Here is a 20,222-nt window from a genome sequence, read left to right as displayed (position 1 = left end):
TCATCGAGGGTTGCCGAGCAAGTTCAAATCGAGGAGGCGCACCTTGCGGAATGGGGCACCGAACGGCGCCCATTCGGGAGCAATTGTCAGACGTTGTCAGGCTCAGGCCCGTCGACGGGGCGGAGGCGATCGTCGATGTAGCGCCTGAGCGCTGCGGCCGCATTCAGCATGTGCGCACGCATTCTGCGCGAGGCAGTATCGCCATCCCCCTCCGCGATCGCCTGCATGATTGCGTCATGCTCGTCGCGGGATTTGCGAATGCGATCGCCCTGCCGCAATTGCGTGCGGCGGAAGGCGCTGAGCCGTGAGCGGACGTCCTGCGCCTGCTCGGCCATGAACGAATTGTGCGTCGCGCGGTAGATGCATTCGTGGAAGATCCGGTTGAAAGCATCATAGGCATCTACGTTACTCGCCTCGACCATTGCCAGCGAGCCTTCGTGGAGCTCGATCAAGTGACTGCGTTCGAGCGGCGTCATGCGATAGGTCGCGAGGCGGACACACATCGCCTCCACCTCGGCGCTGGTCTCGAACATGTCCATGATGCGCTCGGGTGTCATCCGCGCCACGACGAGGCCGCGGCGCCCACGCACTTCAGCGAGGCCACTGACCACGAGCTGGCGAAGCGCCTCCCGCACCGGCGTGCGGGAAGCCCCGAAGCGATCGGCAAGCTGCTGCTCTTCCAAGGCCGAACCGGCGACGAGCGCGCCCGAGGCGATCTCGTCCGTCAGCGCGTTCCGGATCCGATCGGAGAGCAGTCCCCCATCGTCTTCCGTTTCGGCTGCGACCTTGAACAAACCTGCCATTTAGCCTCCTATGATCGCACGCACGGCGAAGTAAAGGATGGACGGCGCGACCAGACATCCCAATCCGGTATGGAATGTCGCAGTCAACGCGCCGTAAGGCACTAGACGCCGATCGGTCGCGGCAAGTCCCCCCGAAACGCCGCTGACCGTCCCCATCAAGCCGCCAAACACCATTGCGCTGCGCGGATTGTTGAGGCCGATCATCTTCGCGACGAAGGGCGTACCGATCATCACGATCACCGCCTTGAATACACCGGTCGCGATCGAGAGCGCAATAACCGGCGAAGGTGCGCCGATTGCCGCCCCAGTGACCGGTCCAACGATGTAGGTGACCGCTCCGGCACCAATCGTCGTCAGCGATTCGGCGTCGGTGTAGCCGAACGCCGCGGCAACGAATACGCCCAGAATGAACGGAACGACCGTCCCCAATCCGAGCGCGACCGCACCGATCATTCCGGCCTTGCGCGCATGGACGACATCGACCTCGAAGGCAGTGGCGACGATCGCGAAATCCCGCAGCATCGCGCCCCCCATCAAGCCGATTCCGGTCAGCGCCGGCAGGTCGGCCACACCCTTTTCACCCCCGGTGGCGAGGCCGCCGAAAAAGGCCAGCCCGAGGCCCAGCATGATCGCGATCGCCGAACCGTGAATGCGCCCGAAGGTGAGGTATTTCGAGATCGTCCCGGAGATCCACATCAGAATCCCGACGGCCGCGAACGCGGTGAGCAGCGAATTGGCGGCGAGAACGTGAGACATCATGTTCATGCGACCCTCCCGGACTTGAAGTGAGGCACAGACGGGGCGAGCGCTTCGGCCTCTCGCGCCTCGATCTCGTCCATGGTCTCGACCGGACCGCTGAGCCGACCGATCAGGGCGACCATCGCGAAACACACCGCGACCGCGCCTATTCCCGCAATCACGACGATCGGACCGCCTTTTGCCGCCGCGACCACGTTCTGCTGCGCCGCCATGGCGACCACGATCGGAATGTAGAAGCTGCCCCAGAACTCGACGCCAGTCTTGAGCCCGTGGCTAAGCAGGCCATGCCGAACCAGCCAGAGCCGGGCCGCGATCAGGAACATCATCGCGATGCCGACGCCGCCGACATTGGCCTTCACGCCGAGTGCGACGCCGAGCAGGTCGCCCAGCAGAACACCCAGGAGGGTGCAGATCGAAAGCAATGCAACGCCGGAAATGGTCACGGGCGCCTCCCCTTGGCGAGCCAGGCACCACCCCCAAGACTTGGATGCTTTGGACTTGGACGTTTTGGACCGGGCCGCTCTGTATGCATTCGCATCTTAAATTTCCTCCTGTGCATGCGAATATTCATCGCTTATGAGACATCGCATACACTAATTGACTTCTGAACACAATACGCATACATTCCGTGCCATCAAGGACAACCCCGCATGCCAAGGAGCCGAAATGAGCGATTGGGGTATGCAAAAGGCCGCCCTCGGCGAGCGCCTGGCGGCCGGCCGACGGCACGCAAACGGAAAGATCGTCCCGATCCCGAGCCTGCCTGCGTTATTGAAGGCGGTAATCCGGTCAGGCGATCGGGTGTGCCTCGAGGGCGACAATCAGAAGCAGGCCGACATCCTCGCTGAGGGGCTCGCGAACCTCGATCCTGCTGATGTCAGCGACCTTCATATGGTGCAGTCGGGCGTGGTCCTGCCCTCCCACCTCGATGTCTTCGAGAAGGGCATCGCGCGGCGGCTCGACTTTTCCTATTCGGGCCCGCAGTCCGCGCGCATCGCCAGGATGCTGTTCGGCCGCAAGATCGAGCTCGGCGCGGTCCATACCTATCTCGAGCTGTTCGCGCGCTACTTCATCGACCTCACGCCGAACGTCGCACTGATCGCGGCGGTGAGCGCCGACAAGGACGGCAATCTCTATACGGGGCCGAACACCGAAGACACGCCGACGGTGGTCGAGGCCACCAGCTACAAGAACGGTCTCGTCGTGGCGCAGGTCACCGAGATCGTCGACAAGGTGCCGCGCGTCGACATCCCCGGCGACCTCGTGCATTTCGTGGTCGAAGCCGGCAGGCCGTTCTATGTCGAGCCGCTCTTCACCCGCGATCCCGCCGCCATCACCGAGACCCAGATCCTGACGGCGATGCTCGCCATCAAGGGCATCTACGCGCCCTACGGCGTGCGCCGGCTCAATCATGGCATCGGCTTCAACACCGCGGCGATCGAGCTGCTGCTGCCGACCTATGGCGAGAAGCTCGGTCTCAAGGGCAAGGTCTGCACCCACTTCGCACTCAATCCGCATCCAACCCTCATTCCGGCGATCGAATCCGGCTGGGTCGACCAGATCCACTGCTTCGGCTCGGAAGTCGGCATGGAGGACTATGTCGCCGCGCGATCGGACGTCTTCTTCACCGGGCCCGACGGGTCGCTGCGATCGAACCGCGCCTTCTGCCAGACGGCGGGCCTCTATGCCTGCGACATGTTCATCGGATCGACGCTGCAGATTGATCTGGAAGGCCACAGCTCGACGGTGACGACCAGCCGCATCGCCGGCTTCGGCGGCGCGCCCAACATGGGATCCGATCCGCGCGGCCGCCGTCACCCGAGCGAACCCTGGCTCAAGGCCGGCGCCGAAGCCGAACCTGATACCAATGCAGCGCTGCGCCGCGGCCGCAAGCTGGTAGTGCAGATCGGCGAGACCTTTGGCGAGCGCAACGCGCCACTATTCGTCGAGCGGCTGGACGCGCTCGATCTGGCGCAAGAGCTCAAGCTCGATCTCGCGCCCGTCATGGTCTACTCGGACGACGTCACCCACATCGTCACTGAGGAAGGCATCGCCAACCTCCTGATGTGCCGCAGCAAAGACGAGCGCGAGCAGGCGATCCGCGGTGTTGCCGGCTACACCGCCATCGGCCGCGCGCGTGATGCGAAGCTGGTCGAGCAGCTCAGGCAGCGCGGCGTGATCCAGCGCCCCGAGGATCTCGGCATCGATCCGCTCGACGCCGACCGCAATCTGCTCGCGGCCCGCTCGATCAAGGATCTCATGCTGGCCTCCGGCGGCCTCTACCGCCCGCCCAGCCGCTTCCGCAACTGGTGAGGAGTTCTGCATGGAAAAGCTCAATTTCAGACTGACCGCCCCCAGGTCCGCCGGCGGCACACGCGCGCAGGCGATCGTCGGCGTCGTCGCCTCCGGCAATCTCGAGGTGCTACTGGAACGCAACCTTCCGGCGGATGTCTGCGCCATCGACATTGCAACGGCCGCCCATGGCTTCGGCATGGTGTGGGACGCCGTGGTCCGCGACTTCGTCGCCCGCCGTTCTGCCGGCGGCTTGCGTATCTCCATCAATGATGGCGGCGCCCGGCCCGACACGGTCGCGCTGCGCCTTGCCCAGGGTGTCCGCAAGATCGAGGAGCCGGAACGATGACATCAGTCGCCGCCAACACGGTCTCACTGAGCTGGTACGAGGCTAGCGCCCGGCAGCGCATCGACGCGCTGGTCGATGCCGGCAGCTTTGCCGAATTCATCGGGCCCGAGCTGCGCGAGATGAGCCCGCATCTGGCGATCTTCGACCTGCCGAAGCAGTTCGACGACGGCATCGTCATCGGCCGCGGCCGCCTCGACGGATCGCCGCTGCTCGTCGCCGCGCAAGAGGGACGCTTCATGGGCGGCGCTTTCGGTGAAGTCCATGGTGCGAAGCTCACTGGCCTCCTGCGCGCGGCTCGCAGCCTCAATCAGGATGTGCTGGTGCTCTTCGACACCGGCGGCGTCCGCCTCCAGGAAGCCAATGCCGGTGAGCTCGCGATTGCGGAAATCATGCGCGCAGTCGTCGAAGCGCGGCGCGCCGGCATCCGCGTCATCGGGCTGATTGGGGGGCGAGCCGGATGCTATGGCGGCGGCAGCCTGGTCGCCGGCAGCTGCTCGCGTTTGATCGTATCGGAGCAAGGGCGGATCAGCGTCAGCGGCCCCGAGGTCATCGAGACCAACAAGGGCATTGAGGAGTTCGACTCACGCGACCGCGCGCTCGTCTGGCGTACGATGGGCGGCAAGCACCGCTATCTCATCGGTGGCGCCGATGCGTTCGTCGACGACGAAGCGCTGGCGTTTCGCCAGGCGGCGATCGACGCACTCAAGGGCAAGCATGGCTGCGACGCGGCGGTTCTCGAAGCCGAGCAGAGGCGCCTCGAACGGCGACTGCAACGCTTTGGCGAGGCCGAGGACGCCGTCGAGATCTGGCAGACGCTCGGCATCGACCAGCCGACGGAGATCCCCTCACTTCCGACTGATGCGTTTCTTCGCATGACCAACAACAGGGAGAATGCCAATGACGCTCGATGACATTCTGGCCGCCCTGTTTCCGAACGGCAGCGACGTCGACGTCACCGGTGCGACGATCGCGGGACAGGCGGTCCTTGCCGGCGGCGGACCAATTCACGTGCTCGGCATCACGCAAGGACAGCCGCTCGGCGTGGACGAAGCGATCGTGCTCGCGGGGCGCGTGATCGAGATCATCAAATCGAAAGATCGAGCGCCGATCCTGTTCTTGGTGGATTCCGCCAGCCAGCGCATGAGCAAGCGCGACGAGTTGCTCGGCCTCAGCGAGTACCTGTCTCACCTAGCCAAGGCTCTGCTGCTGGCGCAAGCTGCGGGACATCGCACGGTCGGCTTGCTCTACGGCGGCAGCGCGGCCGGTGCGTTCATCGCCACGGCGCTCGCGACCGCTACGCTGGCGGCACTTCCCGGTGCGCATCCCGCGGTCATGGATCTGCCGTCGATGGCGCGGGTCACCAAGCTTCCGATCGATGTCCTGAAGGCCAAGGCGAAAGCGACGCCGGTGTTCGCGCCCGGGCTCGAGAACATGGTGAAGACCGGCGGCATCCACGTCGTCTTTGACGAAGGTGCACCCTTGGCGCCGCAGCTTGCGGCCGTACTGGAACGGCCGGCAGCACAAGACGATCGCGCTCGCCTTGGCGCCGAGCGTGGCGGACGGCAGAAAGCGGCCGAGATCGCGGATCGCGTCGTCGCACACGCAACGGCTTCATATCAGGGGTCGCAACATGGCTGAGCTTCTCGAGCGCCATACCATGGTGAAGGCCTCGGCAGCCGGGTGGAGCGCCGCGATGAACCAATATCCCGGACTTGCCAGCGAGCCAATCATCGAAGGCTGGGCTCGCGCGGGTCGTCCCCTCATCGTTCGCCGACCAGCTTGCAGCGATGCCGCTGACATGATTCCGCTCGGCCTGCCGCTGCCGCCGAGTTACGGCAAACTGCGCATCGCACTCGCGCTCGCGCCCGGCGACATCATCGCATCCGCCCCGCCGCCATCCTTGGCCGATGCGGCCGCAGCGGCGCCTGCACGCTGGCGCGATACGATCGACCTGCTCCTTGATCTTATGCCGGAGACCCGCACCTTCGGCAGCCTCGCGTGGCAGCATCTCACTGGCCTCCCCTATCTCTCGGATGGTTCGGATCTCGATCTGCTCTGGCCGCTGTCATCGGCAAAGCAAGCCAGGAACCTGCCGTCCGAGATCGCCCGTATCGCGAACCAGGCGCCCATGCGGCTCGATGGCGAGATCGTCGGTCACGCCGGAGGCGTGCAATGGCGCGAGCTGACCGGCGCTGACGAGGACGAAATCCTCGTGAAGGGACCCGCCGGCGTCAAGAGCACGACGCGCGCAGCATTTCTGTCCGGTAGGATGTCATGAACGTTGCACCGAGATGGCAATCGGCGCCAGAAAGCGGGCATCGCGCGCAGCGGCTCGGTCATCTTGCGTCGCTCTGCCTGAAGCTCGAAGTCGAGACCCATCCGAAACCGGGACTCGTCAGCCACGTCGACAACGGCGCTCACAGTGACATGGACGCTGAGTTGCTCTGCCGAAGTGCCGAGACCCTGACGCCATTCTTCCGCGATCTGGCGATCGCGGGTTCCGAGGGGGCCGGCATGAGCCGGTTGCGTGCGATCGGCGTTGCCGCCGAGCGCGCGATGTTAGCTGCGACCTGCGGCATCAACACGCACCGGGGCGCGATCTTCGGACTGGGTCTGCTTTGCGCCGCGGCCGGATATCGCAACGCCGTCGGCATTCGCAAGTCACTCGGCAGGCTGGTTTCGGAGCGTTGGGGCGAAGACATTCTGTCCGGCCCCGCATCGCTTCGTAGCCATGGCGCCATGGTCTCGCGGCGCTATGGCGCCGGCGGCGCCAGAGCAGAAGCCGCCCATGGCTTTCCGTCGGTCTATGAAATCGCCCTGCCCGCGCTGCATGCGGCGCGCAAGCTTGCGGCACATGACGAGGAAGCAGTCCGAATTCAGACATGCATGACGCTGATCGCCGATGTCACCGATACCAACCTCCTGTATCGGGGCGGGCCAGAGGGATTGCACTTCGCACAAGCCAGCGCTTCTCCGTTCCTTGCCGCCGGCGGCGTCGGCGCCGTGGGATGGCGCAGGCGCGCCCTCGATATTCATCGAGCGTTCGTGGCGCGCAATCTGAGTCCCGGCGGCTCCGCAGATCTGCTCGCGATGGCCCTCTTCGTCGATCGGCTGGAGGCCTGATGCTTGCACTGCTCTGCGGCGGACAAGGAACCCTTTCGGACAAGATCTTCGATCTGGTCGCCGATCGGCCTGCCGCGGAACCAGTCTTCGTCGCAGCAAGCGCTCTTCTCGGTGAGGATCCGCGGCAGTTCATCAGGACGCGAAGCGCGGACGAACTGTCCGCCAATCACGCCAGCCAGATCTTGACCGTCACGTCGGCTCTCGCGGTCCACGCCTGCATTGCCGACCTCCTGGTCGAACGGACAGCCGTCACTGGCTACAGCGTTGGCGAGATGGCGGCGTGGAGCATCGCAGGAATCTGGACGGCCGATGACGCCTTGCGACTGACGGATATTCGCGCCCGAGTCATGGAAAGTGTGGCCGGCCCCGATGGCCAACTGGGCTACGTCCGCGACCTCGATCGGGCCACGCTCGAACAGCTGCTCGAGACATATCGCTGCGAGATCGCAATAAAGAACCCCAACCTCCTTTTCGTGATCGGAGGCGCAGAGCGGGATGTAATCGATCTCTGCAATGACGCCGCCAAGGAAGGCGCGCGCACGGGCCTTCTCGCCGTGAAAATCGCTTCGCATACGACAAGGCTCGAGCGGGCCTGCGCCCCCCTGCAACAGGCGCTCGACGCCAGCAGGCGTTCGGCCGTTGCGAGCCAGCGAGTCCTGCTTGCCGGAGGTGACGGCGAACGCATCTTCTCCGTTGCTGGCGCCACAGCAAAACTGGCGTGCCAGGTCGCACGCGCCATCGACTGGTCCGCGACCCTGGAAGCTCTGGCAGAACTGGGCGTGACCGGGGTGCTGGATCTTGGTCCAGGACATGCACTGGCAGAGATGATGCAGGCCTTTCGGCCATCCATGCGCTGCTACTCTGCGGACGGGTTTCGCACTATATGTGGCCTGCGCAAGTGGGTTACCCGATCGAATTAGCTAGCGGCTTGCATTGTTTCCTGATCCAAAGGAGATCCGATCTATTGATGTAGGACATGAAACGGTGTGTCATTTGAAACTTTGTTCAACGGCGGGCGAATGGAGAATAGCGTCGCGGAACACGCGATTTGAGAGGTCCTTCGCAAGGATAACTACGTTTGGATGCTTCAAGAGCGAGCGATGGTCGCCAGGAAGAGGCAGCGCTTCAATGACGCTATCGAAGACGGCGCGCCATGAAGTTGCTGTGTGTGCGGAGTTTTGACTGTAGGAGACGCCGAGCGCTGAAACCTTCTTGGGTACGTAGAGTCTGCCCGCGCGAATATGGCGAACGAACACTTGGAAGATTTCCTCAAGCGCGGATGCTCCAATTTTCCATGCACCCAAAAGAAGATCAGCAAGCGCTGCGAAGTCAGCTGGCCGAATTTCGGTCGTTGCACCGTATTGAGGCGACCTCCTCCGCAAGGAATACAAGGAATTCGGACCATTCCTGGTCGTGGAGAGACTAAGAGGCGGTTCTAGGACCGACGGATAGGCACTATTGATCATAGCCACAAAATCGACCCTCACGTTGCCGAAATAAGTACGCCAGCGACGGCGTGGGCGAGCACACCGCCAAAAGACCATCCGGCGAGCGTACAAGCCATGTCCGGTAGCACTGGAAGAATGGCCCGAGCATAGACTTCAGCTATCTCGTCAATCGAACGCACCCTCGCGAGTTCGTGACCGAAGTTTAGGGCATGAATACCATAGATCGTTTGCGTAGGTGGCAACGCCCGCACGAGGTCATCATAGATGCTCAGGCCTCCGCCACGCGCGTGACAGAGGATAAGTGGCCGACTCTTGGCGAGTCGAAGAGCAATGAGTTGGCCCGCAGGTTTTCGATCGTCCTTCGATCGCGAGCTTACTTTCTCGGCGCACTGGTCGAGGCGAGGACTCGCGATATGCGCTGAAAGTTCGAGAGTAAAACCCCGCCGCCGGAGTTTGCTCAAGCACTCGCAGTGCCAGCAGTGAATGCCCGCCCAGTTCGAAGAAGTTGTCGTGCCGGCCGACGCGCTGCAGGCCCAGAAGCTCGGCCCAGATCTGCGCCAGCGCGATCTCGATCTCGCCCCGCGGCGCCCCATAGGCTGCCCGCGCATACGCCTCGCGGGCTGCAATGCTTGAGCACCGCGCCCGGCCCTGATCATCGATAAAAGCCCGCCATATATCGGATTGCGAGGAAAGTCCCGACGACAACGGCGGCCGTGATAGCGACTGAAAACCCCACTCGAGCCAAGAACTGGCCAAGGCTAAGTCCGTCCCATGAACCCATTTTTTTTGCTTTACATTGCGACTCGGGCTTGCGCCTGGGGCGTTGTGCCTTCAGTTAATGCGAGGCTTGATCCACAGACCTCTTACACAACAAGCCGTGAGCTGATCGTTCACCAGTCTCGCGACAATGAGCCTGTCGTTTTTGCCCATGTGTCGCCGGATGTCAGCGTCTAGCGCCTCAGCTGTCGAGGCCGCTTGAAGGATCCAAGCCCTCATCCTTAATGTGACTGTAGCTTTAAATATGATCGATCAGATTCTGTCGAGACTGCGCGTAGTTCGCCTTGTGTTTATTCAAATCCCAAGTGACCAAATACACTGCCGTTAGTGATCTCCATGCCCACGTAAAGCGATCAGAGTGACCGTACTACACGCACACTGCGAGTAATCGACAAAATCTCTGTTGCCCACGCCGTGAATCATCGCGCGTCTTAAGAAGTGCGCCGGAATCCGGCTTCAGCACAAGTTCCGTTAGCACGGGCGGCGTTGGAACGGTGCTGTCGGAGTGAGCCGCCGGTTTTTCCAGCCAATATCGCCGGCGGCTCGTGCTAGCCTTGAAATTCTGGCGGCAATTCGTCAGACGGCGAGCGTCAGCTAGAATGCGGATCGTGTCGGGATCTGCAACATCGTGCTGAAGTTAAGGTAACGGCTCAAGGTTACGCGCTCGGGCGCACGGCCGTGATGTGTTAGGTTTACAGCCACCAGTCAACTTCCTGTTCCCCGGTGCTGCGGGCCGCCGGCTTGGCAGCGAATCGTGCGCGCCTTCAATTGATGCCCACTGTTAGGCGCCCCGATAGATTGCGTGCCACACTTCCAACGCTGTCATTTCCGCTCCGCCGCGCCGCTGCCGCCCATGCTTCGCACTGGCACTGCTCTTGCTGATGAAACGGTAAACCGACCATTAGCATTGAAAGGTGTGCCGCAATGAGATCCATGGTGTTTCAAAAAAGTGCGGCTGGCATTGCTGTCGGGTACGCACCTCCGTTCTTAGTGGGCCATCTGCTGACACGGCGAAAAACCCTCCGGCTGCGTCGAAAACTGCCGCCCTGGACGGGCCTTGCGCTACTGGTGCTTGTCGCGGACATCCTGATGGCTGTGTTCGCCTGGATCGCCGTAGATTTCATCCTGAACTGAGATGTCTCCCTTATGCACGCAGAACGCTGCCAGCAGATAGGCGATCTGGCCGACGATGAGGCATACGACGACGACGGACACGCCAGCAAAGAAGCCAAAGCCGGAGGCCTGAAGAATAATCGCGGCGATGACCGCGGTCGCCGGAGACACCAGGACCATCGCCCAGACCCGTAAGAACAGACCCGTCGCCAGTCCGATGATTGCGCTCCCTAGCAGGGTTAGGATAATCGTCACATTTCACTTCCAGATTGAGTGCGAGCGGCACTGCAATCCATCATCTAGACCGCTCTAACAAGGACCGCGTTGTCCGCCGCGCCGACAGAGCGGAGTTAGTGTTAACTTCGACAATGCCCTTAAAATTCATCCGGGCCAGACTTGTTCTGAGGGGCTGGTCTCGAAACACATCGGCCTTTGCGTCGTATCGTGCGCTTCTTACGGCGAACCCGCAGGATTGCTTCGTTTTGTCGGATATGGCGCGGGAAAGCGGCAAGGTGTCGCGCACAAGCTGCGTCATAGCGACCTCATCGCAGAGAAAAATCGTCGGAACAGGCGCCGTAACTTACGATGCGTTCGCGCATCTCATCTTCGTAGAGCACTGTCGGTCACACCGCCCCACCGTCTAATTGGCGGCCAGCGAATTCGGCGGTCGATTGAAGGCGCAGGTCAGTACGCAACGTACAGAACTGTGCTCCCGCGTTTGCGGTGATAGAGGACACGGGGGCCGACCCAGCTCTCGGGCCCGCCGTAGCCAGCGCTAAATAATAAATTGGCCCCCCTGCCGCGCCGGACGTGGCGAACTTCAAGAATTTATCTTTTCTCAAATGTTTGCCGCGACCTTCCAGCACTGGCGGCAACGTTTAAGCCAGTCCTGCGGGGGTCCCAGATGAGGACATTTCTGAGCTCGTATTTCTCGAAGCTATTCGGGGGATCTGGCGGCTTTAGGCGGCCCTGCGACGGATGAGGCCAGGGCACATTCGCGCAGAGCAGCTCTCTCTCGTGCTTGGTTATTCGCTGGGAATAATGCTGGCCAACGCTTGCAATGCGACGGTGCTCGTGATTGCTCTCTGGCACTCGCCCAACCGAAACTATGCCCTGATCTGGGCAGCTGCCGTGGTTTGTGGCGCGTTATCGATAGGCCTGAAGGCGCGTTTATCTCGACGGATTATGAAGCCGCAGTTCGTCTCCCGACGGGCCATGCATCGGCTGGTGCGAAATGCGCTCGTTCTTGGGTCCGCCTGAGCGGTCGTTCCGGTGGCTTTCTTCGCCGACGCCTCGAATGGCGGCCAACTCGTGATCACATGTCTTTGCTCCGGGATGCTCGCGGGCGGAGCATTCGCCTTCGCTACGATTCCGGTGACGGCGGTTGCATTCACGGCTCCGATTTTTGTGGGTACGGCAATCTGCCTTGGCGGAAATGGTGATTTCGTCTATCTGCTCGTCGCTATCCTAGTTGTGGCCTATGGCTTCGTGCTTCTGCGCGGCGTTTTTGCCAATTCTTTCGAATTCACGAAACGCACCATTGCTCAATTGGAAGCCGAAAGGAGGGTCCGGTGGGATCCCCTCACCAGTTGCCGAACCGTTTCGCCTTCAACGAAAGCTTCGAAGCTGCCCTCAACCGGTTGGCTCGCTCGGGCGAGGAATTCGCGGTTTTTCTCCTTGATCTCGATCGCTTTAAGGAAGTGAACGACAAATTCGGCCATCCCGCAGGAGATGAGCTTCTCATTCAGGCCGCAGCGGGACTGCAGCGATGCGCGCGTGAGACCGATAATGTCGCGCGGATCGGCGGGGACGAATTTGCGCTGATCGTGACCAATCTGGCTAAAGTAGAAGAGGCGTTGGAAATCGCCGAGCGCTTTCGTCGGGGCTTTCGGCGAACCCTGTCCGGGGAGTCATTTCGCCGGCTGAGTTCATTCCCATTGACCATTCCTGATCGAAAGATGCGAGATCGCGGGCGCGACGTGCGTCGGGCAAGATGGTCGCCTATAACGAGTGCTACTCCAAGGCGATGCCCGTTGTGGTGACCAAGCTGGACCGGCTGGCCCGCTCTAGCCGCGACCTGCACAATATCCTGCATGATCTCGGGGAACGCGAATGCGGCTTTATCTTGCTGGGCGAAGCCTGGTGCGACAGTCCCGCTCGCGCGGAGTCATTATTTTCCAAAATCATTATTTTGATCATTTTCTTACGATCCTCATTGGAGAAGCGTCCGCATGATCACCTACACCTACGTCGACAATTCTAACCTCTACATCGAAGGCTCCCGCGTCTCGGCCGTCAAGAAGAACAACGTTGAGGCCGTGAACAAGGGCGTCGTCGATCACGGCTGGGTGCTGGACTACGGGAAGCTTTACAAATTCGTCAGCGGCGAGGACACGGTGGCCAAGCTGTGGGGATCGCCGCCTCCCGGCGACTCGTTCTGGAAGATGGTCGGCAAGGCCGGGTTCAAGACCCAAGTCTACAATATGAACGCCGGGAACAAGGAGAAGAAGGTCGACGTGGCCATCGCGACGGCCATGATGGATGACCCGTTCAACGTCATCGACACGGGCCACGACGATATCCTGCTGGTTGCTCGGGACTCGGACTATGTGCCGGTCGTCGCAAAACTGATCGACCGTGGCTTTAAGGTCGAGGCGGCCTTCTGGGGCCAGGAGCTCCGCGACACCGCGGCGAACTTCTTCGAACTGGATGGCAAGGTCGATGATTCACCCGGGCCGCACCGCCAGCGGCTGCGTAGCGCCCGCCTAATCAGGCCGCCGTTTGCCTGCTCCCAAAGTTCAGGCATAACGGCGACGGTTTGCCACCCGCTGGTAGGCGCCGGTGACGTTGAGCCGCATCCGGACCAACGGTTCACTCGCGCCGTACTCTGAGGCCTTGGCGATCGTCAGCCGAAGCGCCGAGATCGAGAAGAAATTCGCCCTCTCAAGAGCTAGATAATCGCGACAACGACGTCTACGTAACAGATGCACACCAGAACATTTCAAGAACAATCGCAACTGGGAGCTGCACCGGATGGGTGGGAAGAGCTCCCTCGATGGACCTTAAAAAGATCAATAAGATATAGCTTATTTAGTTGGCCTAAAAATATAAGATAGTTCTTATTTATTCCCCATGAATGATATGCTATACCTTATCGAATGAAAGATGCCATCCGCCACCTGGACAAACGCTTCTCGAGCCTGCGCCCCCTCGCGAGCTTTCAGCGCCCGCCAAAAGGCTGGATTCGCGCTATCCGGGACGCGCTAGGCATGACGACAGCCCAATATGGGAAACGACTCGGCGTATCCCAGCCGCGCATCGTGGAACTTGAAAAATCCGAGCAAAGCGGCAGTGTAACACTCAACACACTCCAGCGCGCGGCCGAAGCCCTTGGTTGCCGGTTGGTTTACGTGCTTGTTCCCGAACGCCCCCTCGCAGAAGTTGTAACGAAGCGAGCCGAAGAGATTGCGGAACGACTGTCGAAAGCCGTCGAGCAAACCATGCGGTTGGAAGATCAGGCCGTGAAAGACAAGAAGGCCGCTCGGGCCCTCCGCGAGCAGGCAATTGAGGATTTGCTGCAACGCCCCGCGCGTCTCTGGGATGACGAATGACCGATCTACATGCCGCCGACGGTCATGCGACACCACTGTCGCCAGCGGAGCGTGAGGATCTTATTCCAACCCACATCACCTTACGCAGCGAACTGAACGAACTCGAGCAGCAGAATATTGCGACAGCAAACCGCTGGGCTTTGGGCCGCCGGAAGGTTGTGATGCGGGAGAGTTTTCTCAGGAGCTTGCACCGGCGTATGTTCGAACGTGTCTGGCGTTGGGCCGGCAAATTCCGGACAACGGAGCGCAATCTCGGCGTCGCGCCCAACCTGATTGAAGTCTCCCTGCACCAAGTGCTGGATGACGCGCGATATTGGGTCGAGAACAACACCCATCCGCCGGACGAACTTGCCGTTCGGTTCCATCACCGCCTGGTATCCGTGCATCCATTTCCAAACGGCAACGGCCGCTGGTCACGACTGGCCGCCGACGTGATGGTCACGCAGCTTGGCCGCCAACGCTTCACATGGGGCGGCGCGGACTTGCGGTCTGCCGGCACCGCACGCGCGACTTACATCGCAGCTCTTCAGGCTGCCGACAATCATGATCTCGGCCCGCTCATCGCTTTCGCGCGGTCGTGAACCTGGCCAGATCTTTATTCTGGCAAAGCCTCGGCAGACCCACGCATCGCAACGAAGAGCTCATAGCCGGATTTTGTGCCGGCATGACTCGTAGGTAATCGCCTTGCCGTGCAGGTCAGCGGTCAAGGAGATGCCTCGCTACGTAATCGGAAACTGCTGTGGCTTGTACCGAGAGAAATCGAGGCGGAAATTGTGCGATACCGTGTTTCGGATGGCACGGGCATATTCGTACCGGTCTGCATCGCGAAGCTCTTTGACGAGCGTTCTGCCAGGGTTCACCCGATCATAGTCCCGCAGTAGTCGCTCAGCAGCTCAAATGGAACGCGAATGAGGGCGTGAAGTTGGTTGAGTACAAAGTCGGTGGTGATTGAGAACCGCGACGGGTCTTGCTCAAGTAGCATTGTAAGATCGGAGTAAGACCCCCATGTGTCGAGCACCTTCATCTGTAGACCACTCGCCTCTTCAACAGCACTCGGCGGTACTGCGCCCCGTCCTGAAGCCAGTGACTCGAGATGATGGCTATCCAAAGAGAGCGGGGGCTACATCACATCGCGACTGCGTCTTTAGCAACCTTGAGCGGTGACGCCTTAACCGATTTGCTGGCCGGCTTGGCCGCGAATTCCATCGGCTCCTTAGTGAAGGGATTAACTCCGCTGCGAGCTTCGGTAGCAGGTTTGTTCACGACTGACATTTTGACGAAACCGGGAATGACGAACTCACCGGACTGGTTCAACTCATTGTAGCCTACAGTCGCCATCTGCTCGATGACTGCCTTTACGTCAGCCTTGGAAATCTGCGTTCCCTGCGCAATTGCATCAATTAGCTGGTTCTTGGTCATTTTAGCCATGCTGGTTTCCTTTGAAAGGCACAGAACAATTCAAATGCGTGTAATACGCCGGCTCCGTGACTCTCGTTCGCGTACGGCAAAAACGCACAAATTGCTTCCTGTTCATGCGGAGGTTATGAAGGAGTAACGAGCTTAGAACCTATTGGAAGCCAAAATTCAAGGATGAGTTCGATGTATTTCCGGCATCGTGCCTGCTTCTTATACCAGGTGGATTCGATCGCCGGCTCCTTTCCCCATCTTCTGATCGGGCCGAGAGCGCGCAGTGTTGCCCAGCGACTTCCCATGTGAACCGGCCCCTCCGAAGGTTGATCTCTATGATGTTTTGTTGGCAAGGGTCTCGCTGTGCAAACGGGCGCATTCATCGCTATCTGATGCATTAGGTTCTGGCACGTCGGGTGTCCAACCCGGCGGTCTTCGGCCATTCTCGATCGGATCGCCGTGCTTGAGAGCTATTCGGCCGGGCTGCTTTCTTGCGTCCGGTGGGAGGCGACGCCAAGTGGCAACGTCCAGGGTCTCAACGATACGGCAGACTTCTACTGGTTCTTCGATGCGACGCGGCAGGGAAGTTTCTGTGCGCGTGCGTTCGTCAGAAAATAGAATGGGATATTGCCAACGAAGTCACTTTCCTTGTCGGCTTTGATACGTTCCGCGCCGGCATCGAGAACATGATCGACATACCGGACCGCACGGCTGAACAGTCTATTCGGCACTCCTCAGACAAAATCAGGGTGTGCTGTCGAAGCGCGCGCAAGGAGAACGAGGCCTCAAGGACAATGCAATCAAATTGGGCATCTCGGCATCTTATTGAGTCCCATGGTCTCGAGCTGCCCGGAGTCGCAGCGGATCCTGGGATTGCGAGCCCATTTGTTACTGCAGCGTCAAAGATTCGTGGGCTGCGATACCCTGTCAATCCTCAGGCGGCTCCTCAACAGGAATGGCGAAGCCCGCCTTTACGCGGTCTATTATGACCATCGTTTTAAAGCCCTTGATGTCCGTATTCTCATAGAAGAACCGCCGCGTGAACTGCTCATATTCTTCCATGGTGCCCGCGGTAACGTAGAGAACAAAGTCGGCGTCGCCTGTGACGTAAAATCCATTGACGACTTGAACGGACGATTTGATGGCCTTCTTGAACTTATCAATTATGTCTGAACGCTCCCGTTCCAGGGTCACCAGCACAAGCATCCGAATCGGTTGTCCTACCGCCTTCGGCGATAGGATTGAGACATCAGCTTCAATAATGCCTTCTGAACGGAGCCTCTTCAGTGGTCGTTGACATGCGGTGGCAGAAAGTCCGGCCATTTCGCCGATGACATCTGAGGTCAGGCGGTTGTTCTTTTGCACGATCTCGAGGATGCGCGCGTCTATTCGGTCGTATCGCATAACCGGCCACTTTGAGATGAATTTCGCCGTCAAGATCCTATGCGATGGCGAAAATCCTCCGAATGGCGAGAAAATGCAACGAAAATGCCTTTTTGGAGCGTTCAGACTAGCAGAAATCCGCAGTTATGAGGTCGAAAAGGCCCTTTTGGAACTGGGCCCGACGGCCGAGGAGCTAGGCTCGCCTCCTCGCCGCGACAAATGACCTTGCGTTCAGTTCATCAGCACGATCGGTTTGATGACGGCGCCGGTCTCGGAATCATGGATCGCAGTGTTGATCTCATCGAGCGTATAGAACTTGACGAGCTTGTCGAATGGGAAACGGCCGCTGCGGTAGAGATCGATCAGCGACGGAATGAAGACAGCGGGATTGGAGTCGCCCTCGACGATGCCAATCAAGCGGCGGCCGGCGCTCATGAAATGCGTCTCGTTGAGCACGATCTCCGCATCCGGCGCAGATGCGCCGAGAATGCCGCAGCTGCCGCGCGGGCCAAGGCTCTCCACGGCGTTGCGGATCACCGCAGGCAGTCCGGTTGTGTCGAGGGCGAAATTCAGACCAGTGCCGGTGATCCGCATGACCGCCTCGACCACATTGGTTTGGCGCGGATCGATCACGTGGGTGGCCCCGAGCGACTTCGCGATCTCGAGCCTTGCCGGGTTGACATCGATCGCGATGATGGTGGTGGCGCCTACCACGTGCGCCGCCATCAGCGCTGACAATCCGACCGATCCGGATCCGAACACCGCGAAGGATTTTCCGGCGGAAACCTTCAGCGCGTTGATCACCGCGCCGGCGCCAGTCTGCACGCCGCAACCGAGCGGTCCAAGCAGCTCGAGCGGGACATTGGAAGTGACTTTCACGACATTGACGTCGTGGCAAAGCGCAAAAGTCGCGAATGACGACTGGCCAAAGAAGTTGCCGTTGATCGGCGCGCCGTGCGCCGACAGCGCGCTGGATCCATCCGCGCGCGCTGCGAAGAAGTTGCGCGGGAAAAATTCATGGCAATAGCTGATCGCGTGGTCCTGGCAGCTAGGGCACGCGCCGCAGGAATTAAAGGTCATCACCACGCGATCGCCGGGTTTCACCTTGGTGATCTCAGCGCCGACCGCTTCGACGACGCCCGCACCTTCGTGACCGAGCACGACAGGTAGCGGCGTCGGCAGCATGCCATCGCGGACGACAATATCGGTGTGACAGACTCCCGTGGCCTTTACTTTGACGAGAATCTCGTTCGGGCGCGGGGCCTCGAGGTCAATGGTTTCAAGGCTCAGCGGTGCCCCCTTTTCGCGTGCGACGGCGGCGCGGATCTTCATCTTGGTCTCCAGAGGTGAGGGATTGAAAGGTGGGAGGCTCCTAAAGCGCGATGGATTGGGATGAATCGTCATCGCGCTTTAAGGTCATTGTTTGAGTGATCTCCGCACAAACGCGCTCCGCGTTTGTCACGAGGGAAAGCCGCTGCACGCTTTGCGCTAACGCGGCCCTTCGGGTCCGGATCATGCTCTAGCGCGCGGGCGCGGGAAGCTGCACGAGGTGCGGCGGATCAGAACGGATAGGGAGTCGCCTGCGGCTTCTCCGAGGTCCACATCCATTGCGTAAACTCTTCCCAGATCGCAGGACCGCTGATGCGGCTGCCGTTGCCGGAACGACCGCGCCCGCCGAAGGGCGCGAACGGCCCGCCATTGACTGTCTGGTCATTGATGTGGAGCTGGCCAACGGCGAGGCGATCGCCCACAGCGCGCGCGCGTGGAAGCGAACCGGAAATCACGCCGGCGGCGAGGCCATAGTCGGAGCGGTTGGCAAGCTCAACTGCTTCATCGTCGGTCGCGAAGCTGACGAGGCACGCGACGGGCCCGAAGATCTCCTCCTCGAACGCGCGCATGCCGGGTTTCACGCCGGCTACCACGGTTGCCTCGTAATACCGTCCGTCGTGGCGACCGCCGGCCAGCAGCCGCGCGCCGTTCGCCACCGCATCGTCGACAATTGCCTGGATCTTCGCCACCTGCGCGTCGCTGATGATGGGACCGAGCGCAACCTGGCCCGACGATGGATCGCCCGCGGGCAAATGTCGCGCCTTCTCGGCAACCTTCGTCGCCAGCGCGTCAGCGATGCTCGCCTGTACGAGCACGAGGCCGGTCGACATGCAAATCTGCCCCTGATGCAGGAACGCACCCCAGGCAGCATTGGAGGCCGCGACGTCGACATCGGCATCGTCGAGCACGATCAGCGAGTTCTTGCCGCCGAGTTCGAGCTGGACTTTCTTGAGATGACGGCCGGCGACCTCGCCGACCTTGCTGCCGCCCTTCGCCGATCCGGTAAAGGAGATCATCGCGATGTTGGGATCGGCGGACATCGCCTCGCCCGCGGCCGCACCGCCCGGCACGACTTGCAGCACGCCTCTGGGCAGACCCGCGTCCTCGAAGATGCGGGCGATGATGATGCCGCCGGAGACCGCGGTGCGTGGATCCGGCTTATGCACTACGGCGTTGCCTACCGCCAGCGCGGCGGCAATGGCGCGGATGGAAAGGACCAGCGGGAAGTTGAACGGCGAGATCACGCCAACAACGCCATGGGGTACGCGCTTCGCGGTATTCAATCGCCCCGGCTCCATCGACGGAAGCACGATCCAATTGGGCTCGATCGCAATCACCGCCGCATGGCGCACGAAAGCCGCTCCATGCCCGATCTCGATCGCGGCCTTGGACTGGATTGAGCCGCTCTCGCGCATGATCCAGCCGATCAGCTCCTCGCCGTTGTGCTCGAGCAGATCAGCGGCTTTGTTGAGGATCGCCGCGCGCTCCTGGGGCGGCTTCGCAGCCCATGCCGGCTGCACCTGGCGCGCTTCGCGCGCGGCCCTGGCGATGTCCCTCGGATCGGCGATGCCGACCGAACCAAGCACCGCGCGGGTCGCCGGATTGCTGATCTCTATCACACCGCCATCAGTGGTACTCCATTCCCCCAGGAACGCCTTGCCGCGCCATCGGTCGACGGCAATGAAATCGCGGGCCTGCATGTTCATCAAAATTTCCTCCCCTCCGCCTGATGCGGATCGATTGACTGTTCGGTCATTGCTGTGCAAGTTCACTAATTCGGTGATCGAATGGTTTGGGTCTGGGCCTCGGCAAATCCCTTTGGTGTCTT

Annotated in this window: 23 protein-coding genes; 12 read left to right on the top strand and 11 right to left on the bottom strand. The window is 60.8% G+C overall.

The features are described 5' to 3' along the window. Positions 1-86 precede the first annotated feature (86 nt). From SO156_RS40250 to madL, 3 genes are read right to left on the bottom strand one after another with little or no spacing between them, the layout of a single operon-like run. The gene (locus SO156_RS40250) at positions 87-803 is read right to left on the bottom strand and encodes a GntR family transcriptional regulator (RefSeq protein ID WP_498538652.1); all 717 of its coding nucleotides are present in this window, start codon (positions 801-803) and stop codon (positions 87-89) included. Next, positions 804-1,568 carry a malonate transporter subunit MadM gene (gene madM, locus SO156_RS40245; protein WP_498538651.1) on the bottom strand — a complete coding sequence of 255 codons (765 nt, stop codon included), beginning with the start codon at positions 1,566-1,568 and terminating at the stop codon, positions 804-806. It lies immediately after the preceding gene. Further along, entirely contained in the window at positions 1,565-2,005 is a 441-nt protein-coding gene (madL, locus tag SO156_RS40240) for a malonate transporter subunit MadL (protein WP_498538650.1), read from the bottom strand. Before madL ends, madM begins: the two co-directional genes overlap by 4 nt. 223 nt (positions 2,006-2,228) lie before the next feature. Between madL and mdcA the strand changes: the two genes are divergently transcribed. The 7 genes from mdcA to SO156_RS40205 are packed head-to-tail and all read left to right on the top strand — an operon-like array spanning position 2,229 to position 8,246. Beyond that, positions 2,229-3,875 carry a malonate decarboxylase subunit alpha gene (mdcA, locus tag SO156_RS40235; protein ID WP_498538649.1) on the top strand — a complete coding sequence of 549 codons (1,647 nt, stop codon included), beginning with the start codon at positions 2,229-2,231 and terminating at the stop codon, positions 3,873-3,875. A gap of 10 nt (positions 3,876-3,885) precedes the next feature. Beyond that, positions 3,886-4,203: a malonate decarboxylase acyl carrier protein gene (mdcC, locus tag SO156_RS40230; protein ID WP_498538648.1), complete on the top strand. Its 318-nt coding sequence runs from the start codon at positions 3,886-3,888 to the stop codon at positions 4,201-4,203. Beyond that, positions 4,200-5,114 (top strand): biotin-independent malonate decarboxylase subunit beta, encoded by a 915-nt coding sequence (locus SO156_RS40225; protein WP_498538647.1) that lies wholly within the window; start codon positions 4,200-4,202, stop codon positions 5,112-5,114. The genes mdcC and SO156_RS40225 overlap by 4 nt, the downstream gene beginning before the upstream one ends. Beyond that, the gene (gene mdcE / locus SO156_RS40220) at positions 5,101-5,841 is read left to right on the top strand and encodes a biotin-independent malonate decarboxylase subunit gamma (protein ID WP_498538646.1); all 741 of its coding nucleotides are present in this window, start codon (positions 5,101-5,103) and stop codon (positions 5,839-5,841) included. Before SO156_RS40225 ends, mdcE begins: the two co-directional genes overlap by 14 nt. After that, positions 5,834-6,481, top strand: a complete 648-nt coding sequence (gene mdcG, locus SO156_RS40215) for a malonate decarboxylase holo-[acyl-carrier-protein] synthase (RefSeq protein ID WP_498538645.1) — start codon at positions 5,834-5,836, stop codon at positions 6,479-6,481. Before mdcE ends, mdcG begins: the two co-directional genes overlap by 8 nt. Continuing rightward, positions 6,478-7,326 carry a triphosphoribosyl-dephospho-CoA synthase MdcB gene (gene mdcB / locus SO156_RS40210; protein WP_498538644.1) on the top strand — a complete coding sequence of 283 codons (849 nt, stop codon included), beginning with the start codon at positions 6,478-6,480 and terminating at the stop codon, positions 7,324-7,326. Before mdcG ends, mdcB begins: the two co-directional genes overlap by 4 nt. After that, positions 7,326-8,246 carry an acyltransferase domain-containing protein gene (locus SO156_RS40205; RefSeq protein ID WP_498538643.1) on the top strand — a complete coding sequence of 307 codons (921 nt, stop codon included), beginning with the start codon at positions 7,326-7,328 and terminating at the stop codon, positions 8,244-8,246. The genes mdcB and SO156_RS40205 overlap by 1 nt, the downstream gene beginning before the upstream one ends. A 69-nt stretch (positions 8,247-8,315) precedes the next feature. Here SO156_RS40205 and SO156_RS40200 read toward each other — a convergent pair whose 3' ends face one another. The 4 genes from SO156_RS40200 to SO156_RS40185 form a co-directional block, all read right to left on the bottom strand. Then, entirely contained in the window at positions 8,316-8,717 is a 402-nt protein-coding gene (locus SO156_RS40200) for a hypothetical protein (RefSeq protein ID WP_498538642.1), read from the bottom strand. Between the two features lie 92 nt (positions 8,718-8,809). Further along, the gene (locus SO156_RS40195; RefSeq protein ID WP_498538664.1) at positions 8,810-9,073 is read right to left on the bottom strand and encodes a thioesterase domain-containing protein; all 264 of its coding nucleotides are present in this window, start codon (positions 9,071-9,073) and stop codon (positions 8,810-8,812) included. Further along, positions 9,033-9,479, bottom strand: coding sequence for a phosphopantetheine-binding protein (locus SO156_RS40190; protein ID WP_498538663.1), 447 nt, complete (start codon positions 9,477-9,479; stop codon positions 9,033-9,035). The genes SO156_RS40195 and SO156_RS40190 overlap by 41 nt, the downstream gene beginning before the upstream one ends. A gap of 1,134 nt (positions 9,480-10,613) precedes the next feature. Then, a complete protein-coding gene (locus SO156_RS40185; RefSeq protein ID WP_498538641.1) occupies positions 10,614-10,919 on the bottom strand; it encodes a hypothetical protein in 306 nt (101 codons plus the stop codon). A gap of 1,316 nt (positions 10,920-12,235) precedes the next feature. Between SO156_RS40185 and SO156_RS40180 the strand changes: the two genes are divergently transcribed. From SO156_RS40180 to SO156_RS40160, 5 genes are all read left to right on the top strand, one after another. Further along, positions 12,236-12,706 (top strand): GGDEF domain-containing protein, encoded by a 471-nt coding sequence (locus SO156_RS40180; RefSeq protein WP_498538640.1) that lies wholly within the window; start codon positions 12,236-12,238, stop codon positions 12,704-12,706. After that, complete coding sequence (locus tag SO156_RS40175; RefSeq protein WP_498538639.1) at positions 12,658-12,927, top strand: recombinase family protein; 270 nt, start codon at positions 12,658-12,660, stop codon at positions 12,925-12,927. The genes SO156_RS40180 and SO156_RS40175 overlap by 49 nt, the downstream gene beginning before the upstream one ends. Further along, entirely contained in the window at positions 12,896-13,555 is a 660-nt protein-coding gene (locus tag SO156_RS40170) for an NYN domain-containing protein (protein ID WP_498538638.1), read from the top strand. Before SO156_RS40175 ends, SO156_RS40170 begins: the two co-directional genes overlap by 32 nt. A gap of 267 nt (positions 13,556-13,822) precedes the next feature. After that, positions 13,823-14,275 carry a mobile mystery protein A gene (locus SO156_RS40165; RefSeq protein WP_498538637.1) on the top strand — a complete coding sequence of 151 codons (453 nt, stop codon included), beginning with the start codon at positions 13,823-13,825 and terminating at the stop codon, positions 14,273-14,275. Then, positions 14,272-14,856 carry a mobile mystery protein B gene (locus SO156_RS40160; protein ID WP_498538636.1) on the top strand — a complete coding sequence of 195 codons (585 nt, stop codon included), beginning with the start codon at positions 14,272-14,274 and terminating at the stop codon, positions 14,854-14,856. The genes SO156_RS40165 and SO156_RS40160 overlap by 4 nt, the downstream gene beginning before the upstream one ends. A gap of 544 nt (positions 14,857-15,400) precedes the next feature. On the opposite strand, the gene SO156_RS40155 is transcribed toward SO156_RS40160, so the two are convergent. The 4 genes from SO156_RS40155 to SO156_RS40140 all read right to left on the bottom strand — a co-directional run bounded on the left by SO156_RS40155 (position 15,401) and on the right by SO156_RS40140 (position 20,100). Continuing rightward, positions 15,401-15,703: an HU family DNA-binding protein gene (locus SO156_RS40155; protein ID WP_498538635.1), complete on the bottom strand. Its 303-nt coding sequence runs from the start codon at positions 15,701-15,703 to the stop codon at positions 15,401-15,403. A gap of 906 nt (positions 15,704-16,609) precedes the next feature. After that, on the bottom strand, positions 16,610-17,086 hold the full coding sequence (locus SO156_RS40150; RefSeq protein ID WP_498538662.1) for an Lrp/AsnC family transcriptional regulator: 477 nt from the start codon (positions 17,084-17,086) through the stop codon (positions 16,610-16,612). 210 nt (positions 17,087-17,296) lie between these two features. Then, on the bottom strand, positions 17,297-18,397 hold the full coding sequence (locus SO156_RS40145; RefSeq protein ID WP_498538634.1) for an NAD(P)-dependent alcohol dehydrogenase: 1,101 nt from the start codon (positions 18,395-18,397) through the stop codon (positions 17,297-17,299). 227 nt (positions 18,398-18,624) lie between these two features. Next, a complete protein-coding gene (locus SO156_RS40140) occupies positions 18,625-20,100 on the bottom strand; it encodes a benzaldehyde dehydrogenase (RefSeq protein WP_498538633.1) in 1,476 nt (491 codons plus the stop codon). Positions 20,101-20,222 lie beyond the last annotated feature (122 nt).

The organism is Bradyrhizobium sp. UFLA05-125 (genome assembly GCF_059803515.1).
Note: the sequence above shows the minus strand (reverse complement) of the source record. Positions and strands in the feature narration are given on the sequence as shown.

Coding starts and splice junctions, on each gene's coding strand:
- SO156_RS40225 (WP_498538647.1), top strand. CDS start 4,200: ATGACATCAGTCGCCGCCAACACGGTCTCACTGAGCTGGTACGAGGCT.
- SO156_RS40150 (WP_498538662.1), bottom strand. CDS start 17,086: ATGCGATACGACCGAATAGACGCGCGCATCCTCGAGATCGTGCAAAAG.
- mdcE (WP_498538646.1), top strand. CDS start 5,101: ATGACGCTCGATGACATTCTGGCCGCCCTGTTTCCGAACGGCAGCGAC.
- SO156_RS40175 (WP_498538639.1), top strand. CDS start 12,658: ATGGTCGCCTATAACGAGTGCTACTCCAAGGCGATGCCCGTTGTGGTG.
- SO156_RS40155 (WP_498538635.1), bottom strand. CDS start 15,703: ATGGCTAAAATGACCAAGAACCAGCTAATTGATGCAATTGCGCAGGGA.
- SO156_RS40170 (WP_498538638.1), top strand. CDS start 12,896: ATGATCACCTACACCTACGTCGACAATTCTAACCTCTACATCGAAGGC.
- SO156_RS40165 (WP_498538637.1), top strand. CDS start 13,823: ATGAAAGATGCCATCCGCCACCTGGACAAACGCTTCTCGAGCCTGCGC.
- madM (WP_498538651.1), bottom strand. CDS start 1,568: ATGAACATGATGTCTCACGTTCTCGCCGCCAATTCGCTGCTCACCGCG.
- mdcC (WP_498538648.1), top strand. CDS start 3,886: ATGGAAAAGCTCAATTTCAGACTGACCGCCCCCAGGTCCGCCGGCGGC.
- SO156_RS40250 (WP_498538652.1), bottom strand. CDS start 803: ATGGCAGGTTTGTTCAAGGTCGCAGCCGAAACGGAAGACGATGGGGGA.
- mdcB (WP_498538644.1), top strand. CDS start 6,478: ATGAACGTTGCACCGAGATGGCAATCGGCGCCAGAAAGCGGGCATCGC.
- mdcA (WP_498538649.1), top strand. CDS start 2,229: ATGAGCGATTGGGGTATGCAAAAGGCCGCCCTCGGCGAGCGCCTGGCG.
- SO156_RS40160 (WP_498538636.1), top strand. CDS start 14,272: ATGACCGATCTACATGCCGCCGACGGTCATGCGACACCACTGTCGCCA.
- SO156_RS40140 (WP_498538633.1), bottom strand. CDS start 20,100: ATGAACATGCAGGCCCGCGATTTCATTGCCGTCGACCGATGGCGCGGC.
- SO156_RS40145 (WP_498538634.1), bottom strand. CDS start 18,397: ATGAAGATCCGCGCCGCCGTCGCACGCGAAAAGGGGGCACCGCTGAGC.
- mdcG (WP_498538645.1), top strand. CDS start 5,834: ATGGCTGAGCTTCTCGAGCGCCATACCATGGTGAAGGCCTCGGCAGCC.
- SO156_RS40205 (WP_498538643.1), top strand. CDS start 7,326: ATGCTTGCACTGCTCTGCGGCGGACAAGGAACCCTTTCGGACAAGATC.